This window comes from Roseateles asaccharophilus, from assembly GCF_004362405.1.
Lineage (GTDB): Bacteria > Pseudomonadota > Gammaproteobacteria > Burkholderiales > Burkholderiaceae_C > Kinneretia > Kinneretia asaccharophila.
Map to the genome: position 1 here is coordinate 712,668 of NZ_SNXE01000001.1, position 12,105 is coordinate 724,772.

The following is a 12,105-nucleotide window of genomic DNA, read 5'->3' on the forward strand; positions in this document are numbered from 1 at the left end:
TAGCGAGAAGCGTGTAAGCCACCATGAAGATCCTGCGTCGCCAACTCTGCACTCTGGCCGCTCTGGGCACCCTGACGGCCCTGTCCCTGGGGCCCATCCGGGCGCTGGCGGCCGATGCGCCGCCCCCCGCGGCCAAGGTGCTGCGCTACGCCTTCCAGGTGGCGGAGACGGGCTTTGATCCGGCCCAGCTCTCCGACATCTACTCGCGCACCATCACCGCCCACATCTTCGAGGCCCTCTACCAGTACGACCATCTGGCCCGGCCGGTGCGCCTCAAGCCGCTGACGGCGGCGGCCATGCCCGAGGTCAGCGAGGACTTCCGGACCTGGACCATCAAGCTCAAGCCCGGCATCTTCTTTGCCGACGACCCGGCCTTTGGCGGCAAGAAGCGTGAGCTGGTCGCCGAGGACTATGTCTACAGCTTCAAGCGCTTTGCCGACCCGGCCTTCAAGAGCCCGGCCTGGGCCACGATGGAGGACGCGGGCATCCTGGGCCTCAAGGCCCTGCGCGAGCAGGCGCTCAAGAGCAAGCAGGCCTTTGACTACGACAGCCCCATCGAGGGCCTGCGCGCCCTGGACCGCCACACCCTGCAGATCCGGGTGCAGCAGGGGCGACCCCATCTGCTGCAGGCCCTGCTGACCGGCTCCGACCTCTATGGCGCGGTGGCGCGCGAGGTGATCGAGGCCTATCCCGGCAAGAGCATGGAGCATCCGGTGGGTACCGGGCCCTTTGTGCTCAAGGAATGGCGGCGCAGCTCGCGCATGGTGCTGGAGCGCAACCCCAGCTACCGCGAGCGCTTCTACGACGCCGAGCCCGCGGCCGACGATGCCGAGGGTCAGGCCTTGCTGGCCCGCTTCAAGGGCCGCCGCCTGCCCATGCTGGACCGGGTGGAGATCTCGGTGATTGAGGAAGCCCAGCCGCGCTGGCTGAGCTTTCTGAACGGCGAGAAGGACTATCTGGAGCGCGTGCCGGCCGAGTTCATCAGCCAGGCCCTGCCCAATGGCCAGCTAGCACCCGGCCTGGCGCGCCGCGGCATCCAGGCGCAGCGCATCGTGGGCCCCGAGTCCACCATGACCGTCTTCAATATGGAAGACCCGGTGGTGGGCGGCTACACGGCCGAGAAGGTGGCCCTGCGCCGCGCCATCGGCCTGGCCATCGATGTGGACCGCGAGATCCGTCTGGTGCGCCGCGGCCAGGCCATTCCCGCGCAGTCGCCCGTGGTGCCTCACACCACCGGCTATGCGCCGCAGTTCAAGAGCAGCATGAGCGACTTCGATCCGGCCCGGGCCAAGGCCCTGCTGGAGCTCTATGGCTATGTGGACCGCGATGGCGATGGCTGGCGCGAACTGCCCGATGGCAGCCCCCTGACCCTGACCCGCCATACCCAGCCCGAGAGCGCCTCGCGCCAGCTCGACGAGATCCTGCAGAAGAACCTCAAGGCTGTGGGCCTGCGCATCGAGTTCAAGACGGCCAAATGGCCCGAGAACCTCAAGAGCGTGCGCGGCGGCAAGTTCCAGATCTGGGGCGTGGCCTCCTCGGCCGACAAGCCCGATGCGCAGGCGGCGCTGCAGCGCCTCTACGGCCCGGCCACGGGCGGGCAGAATCTCTCGCGCTTCAAGCTGCCGGCTTTTGACCGCCTCTACGAGCGCATGCAGACCCTGCCCGACGGCCCCGAGCGCCTGGCCCTGATCGAGGAGGCCAAGCGCATCGCCGCGGTCTACCTGCCCTATCGCAACCATGTGCACCGGCTCATCACCGATGTGAACCAGCCCTGGCTGATCGGCTACCGTCGCGCCCTGTTCTGGCAGGACTGGTGGCAGTACGTGGATGTGGACCCGACCCTGAAAGCCCAACCATGAAACGCAGACAACTCTTTGCCGGCGCCTTGGCGCCCCTTGCGCCTCTTGCCGCCGCCCTGCTGCTGAGCGGCGCCGTGCCCCAGGCCCTGGCGAACAAGAGTGAGGCGCCGGCCGAGCCCAAGGTGCTGCGCTATGCCTTCTTGGCCTCCGAGACCGGCTTCGACCCCGCCCAGCTCAGCGATCTGTACTCGCGCATCGTCACCGGCCATCTCTTCGAGGGCCTGTACAAGTACGACTATCTGGCCCGTCCCTACAAGATCAAGCCCAATGTGGCGGCCGATATGCCCGAGGTCAGCGCCGACTACCGGACCTGGACCATCAAGCTCAAGCCCGGCATCTTCTTCACCGATGACCCGGTCTTCAAGGGCAAGCCGCGCGAGCTGGTGGCCGAGGACTTTGTCTACGCCTTCAAGCGCTTCTTCGACCCGGCCACCAAGAGCCCCGTCTACGCCGGCATGGCCTCGATCGGCATGCTGGGCGTGGACGAGCTGCGCCAGGCCGCGCTCAAGAACAAGAAGCCCTTCGACTACGACACCCCTGTCGAGGGCCTGCGCGCCCTGGACCGCTACACCCTGCAGATCAAGCTCAAAGAGCCGCGCCCGCGCCTGCTCTTTACCCTGGCGGACAACAGCCTGATGGGCGCCGTGGCCCGCGAGGTGGTGGAGCATTACGGCGACAAGATCATGGAGCATCCGGTGGGCACGGGGCCCTTCAAGCTCAAGAGCTGGCGCCGCAGCTCCCAGATCGTGCTGGAACGCAACCCCAGCTACCGCGAGCTGGTCTACGACGCCGAGCCCAATGCCGACGATGCGCGGGCCCAGGAGTTCGCCGCCCGTTTCAAGGGCCGTCGCCTGCCCATGCTGGACGAGGTGCACATCTCCATCATCGAAGAGTCGCAGCCGCGCTGGCTGGCCTTTCTGAACGGCGAGTTCGATCTGGTGTCCGTGCCCCTGGAATTCAGCGGCGTGGCCCTGCCGCACGGCAAGCTGGCGCCCAACCTGGCCAAGCGCGGTGTGCAGCTGGAGCGCGTGCTCAACACCGACCGGGTGCTCTACTACTTCAATATGGAAGATGCGGTGGTGGGCGGCTACACGGCCGATAAGGTGGCGCTGCGCCGCGCCATCAGCCTGGCCACCGATGTGGGCCGCGAGATCCGTCTGGCGCGGCGCGGCCAGGCCATCGTGGCCCAGTCCGTGGTGGCGCCCTTCTCCTACGGCTACGACCCGGAGTTCAAGACCGAGAACAGCGACTTCGACCTGCCGCGCGCCAAGGCCCTGCTGGAGATGTACGGCTACAAGGACCGCGACGGCGACGGCTGGCGCGAGCTGCCCGATGGCAAGCCCCTGGAGATCGAGTACGCCAGCCAGCCCGACGCGCTCTCGCGCCAGTTCGACGAGCTCTGGAAGAAGAACATGGACGCCCTGGGCGTGCGCTTCAAGATCAAGGCCGGCAAGTGGCCCGAGCAGCTCAAGAGCGCGCGCGCCGGCCAGCTGCAGATCTGGCAGCTGGGCTATAGCGCCGCCTCGCCCGATGTGCAGGACGGTCTGCAGATCCTCAACGGCCCGGACGCCGGTGGCCAGAACCTGGCGCGCTTCCGCAACGATCGCTTCGACGCCATCTACAAGCGCATGCAGGAGCTGCCGGACGGCCCCGAACGCCTGGCCCTGCTGCGCGAGGCGCAGCGCATCACGGTGGCCTTCATGCCGCAGAAGTACACGGTGCACCGCATCATCAACGACCTCAGCCAGCCCTGGCTGATCGGCTACAAGCGCCCGCCCTTCGGCAATGTCTGGTGGCAGTACGTGGACATTGACGAGAGCAAGCGCGAGACCGCGCGCTGAGCCTGCGCATGCCGGCCATGAGCTGCATCACCCCGCGTCGCCGCGATCTGTTGCTGGGCAGCCTGGCCGCCGCCGGCGTGGCCCTGCCGGGCGCGGGCCTGGCGGCCACCGGCCGCAAGGTGCTGCGCGTCGCCTTCCAGACCGCGGAGGTGGGCTTCGACCCGCCCCAGGTCTCGGACCAGACCTCGGTGCACATCAACGCCCATATCTTTGAGCCGCCGCTGTGCTACGACCCGCTGGCCCCGGGGGCGGTGCTGCGCCCGCTGACGGCGGCGGCCCTGCCCGAGATCAGCGCCGATGCGCGGCACTTCGTCTTCAGCATCCGGCCCGGCATCTTCTTTGCTGACGATCCGGCCTTCAAGGGTCAGCGCCGTGAGCTGGTGGCCGAGGACTATGTCTACAGCATCAAGCGCTTCTTCGATCCGCGCCTGCGCACCGAGCATCTCTACCAGTTCGAGGGTGCCCAGATCCTGGGCCTGAACGAGCTTCGCCAGGCGGCGATCAAGAGCCAGCGTCCCTTCGACTACGACCGTCCGGTGCCGGGCCTGCGCGCCCTGGACCGCTACCGTTTCGAGATCCGCCTGGCCGAGGGTGATCCGCGCTTTGTGCACCACTTCGCCAATGCGGGCCTGACCGGCGCGGTGGCGCGCGAGGTGGTGCAGGCCTATGGCGAGGAGCTGATGGCCCACCCCGTGGGCACGGGCCCCTTCCGGCTGGCGCGCTGGCGGCGCGGCTCCCTCATCGTGCTGGAGCGCAACCCCGGCTTTCGCGAGCAGCGCTTTGACAGCGTGGCCCCGCCGGACGATGCCCAGGCCCAGGCCATGGCCGCGCATCTGGCCGGCCGGCGTCTGCCCCTGCTGGACGAGGTGCATGTCGCCATCATCGAGGAGTCGCAGCCGCGCTGGCTGGCCTTCCAGGGCGGCGAGCTCGATGTGCTGACCCTGCCGCCCGGCTTGGCCCCCGTGGTCATGCCCGGGGGGCGGCTGGCGCCGCATCTGGCCAAGCGTGGCATGCAGGCACGCACCAGCCTGGGTCCCGACGTCAAGTTCACCTTCTTCAACTGCCAGGACCCCCAGGTGGGCGGCAACACGCCCGAGCGCGTGGCCCTGCGCCGCGCCATCGCCCTGGCCTATGACAGCGAGCAGGAGATCCGCGTGGTGTTCAAGGGCCAGGCCGTGCCGGCCCAGTCCCTGCTGCCGCCCGTGATCTACGGCCATGACCCCCAGCTGCGCAGCGAGCTCAGTGCCGCCGACCTGCCGCGTGCCCGCGCCCTGCTGGACATCTACGGCTACCGCGACCGCGACGGCGACGGCTGGCGCGAGCATCCCGATGGCCAGCCCCTGACCCTGCGCATGGCCGGCACGGCGCACTCCAACCAGCGCGCGGTCAACGAGCTCTGGAAAAAGCGCATGGACGCCCTGGGCCTGCGCATGGAGTTCGAGACCAGCCAGTTTGGCGAGCTGATCAAGAAGAGCCTGGCCGGCCAGCTGATGATGTGGGGCTTCAGCTGGGACATCAGCGCGCCCGACGGCGACTTCTTCCTGGCCATGGCCTACGGGCCCAATGCCGGCCAGTCCAATGACGCGCGCTGGCAGCTGCCGGCCTATGACCGGCTCTACGAGCGCCAGCGCCGCCTGCCCGACGGCCCCGAACGCCTGGCCGCCATGCGCGAGGCCAACCGGCTGATGCTGGCCTATATGCCCTATATCGCGCACTCCCACGCCATCCGCGTGGACCTCTGGCAGCCCCGGGTTCAAGGCTACCGCCGCCACCCCTTCAACCGCGACTGGTGGCGCTACGTGGATCTGCAGGGCTGAGGCCCGGCAGGCGCTGGTCAGCGCCGCATGCGGCGCAGGGCCAGAAAGGCGATGGCCCCGGTCAGCCCGGCGATCAGGGCCAGCATGATCCAGAAGCCCCGGCCATGTTCGGCCAGGGGAATGCCGCCCACATTCATGCCGAACAGGCCCGAGACCAGATTGATGGGCAGGGCCAGCACCGTGACCATGGTCAGGGTGAAGAGGCTGCGGTTATTGGCCTCGGCCACGCGGGTGGCGTTCTCGTCCTGCATCAGCTTGATGCGCTCCTGCAGGGCCGCGATATCGCCCAGCACCAGGGCGAACTCCTCGCTGGCCCGGCGCAGCTGCTCGCGAGCCTCCACCGTCACCCAGGCGGGCGGCCTGCTGAGCATGCGCATCAGGGCGCTGGGCTCGGGCGCCAGCAGGCGCTGCAGCCGCACCATGAGGCGTCGCAGCGAGGCGATTTCGGCGGTCTGTGCCTCGGGGCGGCCGGCCAGCAAGGCGTCCTCGATCTCGTCCACCCGCTGGGTGGCCTGGCGCACGATGCGTTGCAACTCATCGGCTTGGTCATTCAGCAGATGGGTCAGCAGCTCCAGGCCCGAGCCCAGGGGCTCACCGCGCCGCACGGCCATGCGCAGCCGGTCCACCGCGCGCAGGGGACGGCGCCGGGCGCTCAGCACCAGGCCCGGACTCAGGGCCAGCCACAGCGTGGCCAGATCGCTGGCCTCGAAGCTGAAGTCGAAGGTCACGTCGTTGATCACGGCCAGCAGGCTGTCGCCGTCGCGCTCGATGCGGGTGGAGCGCGAGGCGCTCTCGTGCAGGGCTTCAAAGAAGCTCTCGGGCAGATCGGTGGCGTGCTTGCGCAGCCAGGCCTCGGCGCCGGCATGGCTGAGATTGAAGTGCAGCCACAGCACGCTGCCGTCGGCGGCGGCGCTGTCCGGATGCAATGGCAGGGCCTCGCTGGCCTGGCTCAGGGCCTGGGCCGGGCGCTCCGGATGCAGGCGGTAGCCGCAGATCAGACCGTCGGCATCGCAGCCGTAGCTGGAGATGGCGGCGGGAGCGCCAGGCAGGCCGGGCATGGGCTGGATGCGGACCTCAGTGCGGGGCCGGCTGACCGAAGCAGCCGCCGGTCAGGTCGGCAAAGGCATTGAACAGCCAGGGGCTGCCCGGCATCACGGTGTAGTGGCGGCGCTGGCCGGTGGAGCGGCGGCGCAGCGTGATCAGATGGCCCAGCTCGCTGCGCGGGCCGCTGCGCAGCTCGAAGTCCCGGGGCTCGAAGCCGGCACGGCTGAGCGTGCTGGACAGCGGTGCCCAGAGCGGGTCCTGCGGCAGATCATCGAGGCGGGCCATGGCGGGCGGGTTGAGGCTGGGGTTGCAACAGAGCCGCATGATGAAGGCCTCCGGTGACCGCTTGATGAAGCCGGCTCGCGGAGCTCAGGCGGTGTTGAGCAGCACCCGCTGACGGAACAGATCGGCCCGCTCCGCATCGGCGCGGCGGCCGATCTCGGCCGTGCACTCGTCCAGCCAGCGCTGGAAGCTGCTTTCGGAGTCGACTTCACGGGCCAGCTCGCGCAGGGCCTCGTCCCGTCCGGCCAGCATGCGGGCCGCCAGATCCAGGGCGTAGACCTTGCTGCGCAAGAGGCGCTGGGCGGCCGATGGGCCTGTGGTGCCGGGCGTGGCGGGCGCGGCTGGCTGGCTGATCAGGCCTTGCTGCTGGAGTTGGGCGAAGGCGGCGTCGGCCGCCAGGCCCAGGCCCTGTGCCAGGGGGCGCAGCGCCGCCATGGACTTGCGCCCATCCACCATGATGAGCAGGGCGCGCAGTGCCGCGGGCAGGGAGGCGCGCTCGGCCAGGCGCTGCCGGCCGGCTTCGGTCTTGCACGGGATGAAGTCAGGGTTCATGGGCACAGCAGGTGTTGCCCTGCCATGCTGCCCCGCGCTGATGGCGGGCGGATGACGTTTGTGTGAACCCTGGCTTACTGCATCCAGGCCAGGATCTCGGGCGCCTGCAGCGGGCCGTTGATGCGCTGCACCTCCTGACCGCCGCGCAGCTGGGTCAGGGTGGGAATGCTGGCGATGGCGTAGCGCCGGGCCAGGTGCGGGCTGGTGTCGCTGTTGATGCGCACCAGCAGGGCCCGTCCCTTGAGCTGGCGCGCGGCCTGCTTGAGCTGGGGCGTCATCATGCGGGCCGGTCCGCTCCAGGGGGCCCAGAAGTCCACCAGGATGGGCAAGTCGCTGCCGGCGACGACGGCATCGAAGTTCGTCTCGCAGAGCTCCACCACCTCACCGCTGAGCAGGGTCTTGCCGCAGTGCTCGCAGCTCGGGTCCAGCCCGGCGGCGGCCTCGGGGACGACGTTGCGTGTCTGGCAGTGGGGGCAGGTGAGACGCATGGCCGGATTGTTGAGCCGCTGCCTCGCCGCAGGCGTTGCAAGAGCGTGCCAGGCGGTAACGGCTTGTCAGGGCGCCGCCGCCAGGCAGCGGGCCAGCGCGTCCCCCATCTGCTGCATGAAGACTCGCACCCGGGCGGTGTCCCGCAGATCCGGATGGGTCAGCAGCCAGACGGGAATGTCCATTTCCGGCAGGACCTCGGAAACGGGCAGGAGCTCGGGCTCATGGGGCTCGATCAGCGTCGGCAGCAAGGCCAGGCCCAGGCCGGTGCGCGCCATCGCGGCGGCCGACTGCATCAGGTCGGCCCGCATCACGATACGCTCGTCCGCCACATGGCGGCGCAGCCAGCGGTCGTAAAAGCGTGAGCTGCGGTCGCGTTCATAGCCGATCCAGGGGTAGTTCTGGCAGAGCTGCGCCACCGGGGTCTGGACCTGCGGCAGATGGCGTGCGCCCCGCGCCGCATAGATGCGCATGCGCATCTCGCCCAGTCGGCGTCCCACCAGATGTTCGGGCACCTGGGCGCTGAAGCGCAGCACGATGTCGGCGTCGCGCCGCGACAGATCGACCAGGGCCGAGTTCTCGCTGATCTCGACCGCAATACCCGGATGGGCGCGAGCAAAGTCGGCCAGCGGCCGGGGCAGCAGGTAGAGCATGGCGACGAAGGCGGTGCTCAGGCGCAGCGGGCCCTGCAGCGCGGTGTCACGCCCGAGGATGCGACGCTGCAGCTCAGCCACTCCCGGCGCCATGGCGCGAGCCTGAGCCGCCATCAGCTCACCGGCCTCCGTGGAGCGATAGCCCTGGCGGTGACGCTCGAACAAGCGCGCCCCCAGGCGCTGCTCCAGGGCATCGAGGCGGCGCAGCACCGTGGTGTGCTGCACGCCCAGGGCGCGGGCCGCCCCGGCCAGGGAGCCGGCCTCGGCAATCGCCAGCGCATAGCGCAGATCGTCCCAGTTCAGGGATTCGGCGGGATGGTCGGTAGAACGGCTTGTCATGTGCAAATTTGCAATTTCTGTCTGCGGTTTGAGGCGTTGTTTGTGCGTCGACGCAAACATAGCATCCATGCCATCGAGTGCAAACCGCGCTTGACCGTCCCAGGAGTTCCTCATGAGCACCCTCTCATTGCTGCGTTTTCGCACCGCCCACCGGCCGCCGGCCCTCGCCGCTGCCGCCGCGCAGCCGTCCGGCTCCGTGCTGGACCGCTGGCTCCTGGCCTGGGCTCGGAAGGCCGAGGTCCGCTGGGTGCAGCCCGGCTATCCGCACTCGCGCTACTACTGAAGGCCCGCCATGCCCCTGGTCACGCTCACCGTCCGCCAGCCCAAGCCGGCGAGCTTCAAGAACACCGTGCTGGACGCGGTGCATGCCGCCTTGGTCGCGGTCGGTGTGCCGGCTACCGACCGCTTCCAGCGGGTGCTGGAACTGCCGGCCGAGGATCTGCGCGTCGACCCGCGTTACCCGGATCTGCAGGCCGATCGCGGCCCCGACTTCGTGCTGATTGAAATCCTCTGGTCGGTCGGACGCAGTGCCAAGGTCAAGCAGAAGCTGCTGCAGCAGCTGAAGACCGATCTGGCCCAGGCCGGCATCGATACCGAGCAGCTGATGCTCGTCTTTGTGGAGACGGGCTGGGAGAGCTGGTCATTCGGCGGCGGGCGGCTGTTGCACGTCTAGCCCTCACGGGCCCATGCCAGCCCGCCTGGCCCTGGCCCGCGGCAACTCAGAGCCGGGTCCAGCGCTTGACCTCGGGATGGAAGAAACCGGACTGGGTATAGGCCTGGCGGATCAGGCCGCTGCGGCGCAGGTTCTGCAGGCCCGTGTCGAGCTGGCGCAGCAGGGCGGCCATGGCCGGGTGGCGGCGCGACAGCACGTAGTGACGCGTGCCCCGCATCGAGATCTTGAGGCCGCGTATGGGCAGCAGGGTGATGCCGTCCACCTGCAGGGCCATATCGACCCCGGGCTGGAAGGGGGCCAGCAAGGCATCGGCGCGGCCGCCCTGCAGCATGCGCGGCATATTGCTCCAGTTGCTGACGTGGTGAAGCCTGTCCCCCAGGCCCAGCTGCACCAGGGTCTCCCAATCCACCCGCCACTCGCGGTTGGAGAGCAGACGCAGGCGGCGCAGATCGTCCAGGCCGCGCGCGCTCTGGGCCAGATGATTGCCGGGCATGGTGTAGAGCCCCACCTCGAACTCGCCGTTCTCCAGCACCGGCTGGCTGAAGAGCAGGTCGGGGTCCTCATCCTCGAAGTCGCGACGCCAGTAGCTGGTGCCCGTGCAGGCGCCGACACCGGCGCGCAGATCGGCCTTGAGGCGGGTGGAGGTGGGGCGCTCCAGCAGCTCGGTGCTGCGGGGGCCGCCGCCCTCGGCCAGGGCCTTGTGCAGCAGCACCAGCTCGGCCACATCGCGCCGCCCGTGCGGCCCGCCGAAGTCCTGCACCTCCAGCGGCTCGCGGCCGGCCAGAAAGCGCCGGTAGTCGCGCAGCACATCGTCCGAGACCACGATGGGCAGGCGCTCGGGCGTCGTTGCAAGCGCCGGGCTGCCAGCCAGCATGCCCAGGCCGAGGCCGGCACCCAGGCCGGCCAGCAGACGTCGGCGCGAGCACGCTCGCCGCAGGCCGGTGGGTTCAGGGGAGATGAGGGGCATCATTCATGCCATTGCAAACGGGCTGGCTTGCATCAAGCTGGCGCTAGGTGAAAGCTCGGGGGCGCCGCTCAGAGCGGCAGTTCGGTGTAATAGCGGCCACCGTGGAAGATCAGGGGCTGGCTGCCGGGGCGGGCTGCGCAGGACTCGACCTCGCCCACGAAGATGACGTGATCGCCCTCTTCGTACTGGCTGCGGTTGGCGCATTCAAACACCGCGGCCACGCCGTCCAGCACCGGCGCGCCGCCCGCGCCCTCGCGCCAGGCCACGCCGGCAAAGCGGTCGATATTGCGGGTGGCAAAGCGCTGGGCCAGCTCCTTCTGGTCGGCGGCCAGGATGTTGATGGCGTAGTGCGAGCCCTGGCTGAACACCGGCATGGAGCCGGCACTGCGCGCCAGGCTCCACAGCACCAGGGGCGGGCTCAGGGAGACGGAGTTGAAGGAGTTTGCCGTCAGACCCACCAGACTGCCGTCGGCGGCGCGGGCGGTGACGATGGTGACACCGGTGGCAAACATGCCCAGGGCGGCGCGAAACTGCTGGGCGTCGGGAGGAGACAGGGGCGGCATGACCATGGCCCCTATTGTCGGTCAGCCCGTTGATCTGGCTCAGAATACGGCCATCATGCAGCACGATGACGTTTTTCACTGCCCCGACACCCTGGATCTGAGCGCCGCACCGGACTACGGCTTCGGTCGCTGCGACTGCCATCGCCCGGCCGCGCGGCTCTCGCGCCGCCGTCTGTTCAGCGGCCTGGTGGGCGCGGGGGCCCTGGCGGCCACGCCGGCCTGGGCGCGCGAGGGCGTGGAGGTCGGCAACCAGAGCAGCATCGCCCGCCTGGTGCCTGCCGAGCAGGTGGAGCAGGCCGGCGCCCAGCAGTACCAGCAGATGCTGGCCCAGGCGCGCCAGCAGGGCGCGCTGGCGCCCGACAGCAACCCGCAGCTGCGCCGCCTGCGCGCCATTGCCCAGCGCATCGTGCCGCATTCCTATGGCTGGAATCCGCGTGCCCGCCAGTGGCGCTGGGAGGTCAATCTGCTGGGCAGCCCCGAGCTCAATGCCTTCTGCATGCCGGGCGGCAAGATCGCCTTCTATTACGGCATCCTGGAAAAGCTCAAGCTCAATGACGACGAGGTGGCCACCATCATGGGCCATGAGGTGGCCCACGCCCTGCGCGAGCATGCCCGCGAGCGCATGGCCAAGACCACGGCCACCCGCATCGGGGCGGGCCTGGTCTCCAGCCTGCTGGGTCTGGGCAATGTGGGCGATGCGGTGCTGAATATGGGCGGCCAGCTGCTGACCCTGAAGTTCAGCCGCGAGGATGAGAGCGAGGCCGATCTGGTGGGCATGGAACTGGCTGCCCGCGCCGGCTATGACCCGGCCGCCGGCGTGAGCCTGTGGGAGAAGATGGGCGAGGCCAGCAAGGGCGCGCCGCCGCAATGGCTGTCCACCCACCCGGCCGGCCCCAGCCGCATCCGCGACATCCAGGCCAATCTGCCCAAGGTGGAGGGGCTGTACGCCCGGGCCGAGAAGCCGGCGCAGCGCTTCGAGGTGGCGCCGCCCCTGCCCAAGCGCGCCGGCTGAGGCGCCGACACCCCCGC

13 protein-coding genes are annotated in these 12,105 nt (G+C 69.4%); 6 read left to right on the forward strand and 7 right to left on the reverse strand.

Features of this window, described 5'->3' with window-relative positions:
* Positions 1 to 23 precede the first annotated feature (23 nt).
* The 3 genes from DFR39_RS03215 to DFR39_RS03225 are packed head-to-tail and all read left to right on the forward strand — an operon-like array spanning position 24 to position 5,517.
* Positions 24 to 1,859, forward strand: a complete 1,836-nt coding sequence (locus tag DFR39_RS03215) for an ABC transporter substrate-binding protein (protein WP_133602074.1) — start codon at positions 24 to 26, stop codon at positions 1,857 to 1,859.
* A complete protein-coding gene (locus tag DFR39_RS03220) occupies positions 1,856 to 3,700 on the forward strand; it encodes an ABC transporter substrate-binding protein (RefSeq protein WP_133602075.1) in 1,845 nt (614 codons plus the stop codon). The genes DFR39_RS03215 and DFR39_RS03220 overlap by 4 nt, the downstream gene beginning before the upstream one ends.
* A 17-nt stretch (positions 3,701 to 3,717) precedes the next feature.
* Positions 3,718 to 5,517, forward strand: coding sequence for an ABC transporter substrate-binding protein (locus DFR39_RS03225; protein WP_133602076.1), 1,800 nt, complete (start codon positions 3,718 to 3,720; stop codon positions 5,515 to 5,517).
* Positions 5,518 to 5,534: 17 nt separating this feature from the next.
* On the opposite strand, the gene DFR39_RS03230 is transcribed toward DFR39_RS03225, so the two are convergent.
* From DFR39_RS03230 to DFR39_RS03250, 5 genes are all read right to left on the reverse strand, one after another.
* Complete coding sequence (locus DFR39_RS03230; RefSeq protein WP_133602077.1) at positions 5,535 to 6,575, reverse strand: transporter; 1,041 nt, start codon at positions 6,573 to 6,575, stop codon at positions 5,535 to 5,537.
* A 16-nt stretch (positions 6,576 to 6,591) separates the two neighbouring features.
* Positions 6,592 to 6,846 carry a hypothetical protein gene (locus DFR39_RS03235; protein WP_133602078.1) on the reverse strand — a complete coding sequence of 85 codons (255 nt, stop codon included), beginning with the start codon at positions 6,844 to 6,846 and terminating at the stop codon, positions 6,592 to 6,594.
* An 84-nt stretch (positions 6,847 to 6,930) separates the two neighbouring features.
* Positions 6,931 to 7,395, reverse strand: coding sequence for a hypothetical protein (locus DFR39_RS03240; RefSeq protein ID WP_133602079.1), 465 nt, complete (start codon positions 7,393 to 7,395; stop codon positions 6,931 to 6,933).
* A 74-nt stretch (positions 7,396 to 7,469) separates the two neighbouring features.
* Positions 7,470 to 7,883, reverse strand: a complete 414-nt coding sequence (locus tag DFR39_RS03245) for a thioredoxin domain-containing protein (RefSeq protein WP_133602080.1) — start codon at positions 7,881 to 7,883, stop codon at positions 7,470 to 7,472.
* Between the two features lie 66 nt (positions 7,884 to 7,949).
* The gene (locus DFR39_RS03250) at positions 7,950 to 8,873 is read right to left on the reverse strand and encodes a LysR family transcriptional regulator (RefSeq protein ID WP_162849400.1); all 924 of its coding nucleotides are present in this window, start codon (positions 8,871 to 8,873) and stop codon (positions 7,950 to 7,952) included.
* A gap of 112 nt (positions 8,874 to 8,985) precedes the next feature.
* Here DFR39_RS03250 and DFR39_RS19780 point away from each other — a divergent pair, with 112 nt between their 5' ends.
* Positions 8,986 to 9,156, forward strand: a complete 171-nt coding sequence (locus DFR39_RS19780) for a hypothetical protein (protein ID WP_162849401.1) — start codon at positions 8,986 to 8,988, stop codon at positions 9,154 to 9,156.
* Between the two features lie 9 nt (positions 9,157 to 9,165).
* Positions 9,166 to 9,546 carry a tautomerase family protein gene (locus DFR39_RS03255; protein ID WP_133602082.1) on the forward strand — a complete coding sequence of 127 codons (381 nt, stop codon included), beginning with the start codon at positions 9,166 to 9,168 and terminating at the stop codon, positions 9,544 to 9,546.
* A 46-nt stretch (positions 9,547 to 9,592) separates the two neighbouring features.
* Here DFR39_RS03255 and DFR39_RS03260 read toward each other — a convergent pair whose 3' ends face one another.
* Positions 9,593 to 10,513, reverse strand: a complete 921-nt coding sequence (locus DFR39_RS03260; RefSeq protein WP_133602083.1) for a type 2 periplasmic-binding domain-containing protein — start codon at positions 10,511 to 10,513, stop codon at positions 9,593 to 9,595.
* A gap of 68 nt (positions 10,514 to 10,581) precedes the next feature.
* Positions 10,582 to 11,082, reverse strand: a complete 501-nt coding sequence (locus DFR39_RS03265) for a flavin reductase family protein (RefSeq protein WP_246030659.1) — start codon at positions 11,080 to 11,082, stop codon at positions 10,582 to 10,584.
* A gap of 49 nt (positions 11,083 to 11,131) precedes the next feature.
* On the opposite strand from DFR39_RS03265, the gene DFR39_RS03270 reads away from it, so the two are divergent.
* Positions 11,132 to 12,088 carry a M48 family metallopeptidase gene (locus tag DFR39_RS03270; protein ID WP_133602084.1) on the forward strand — a complete coding sequence of 319 codons (957 nt, stop codon included), beginning with the start codon at positions 11,132 to 11,134 and terminating at the stop codon, positions 12,086 to 12,088.
* The last annotated feature ends 17 nt before the right edge of the window (positions 12,089 to 12,105 follow it).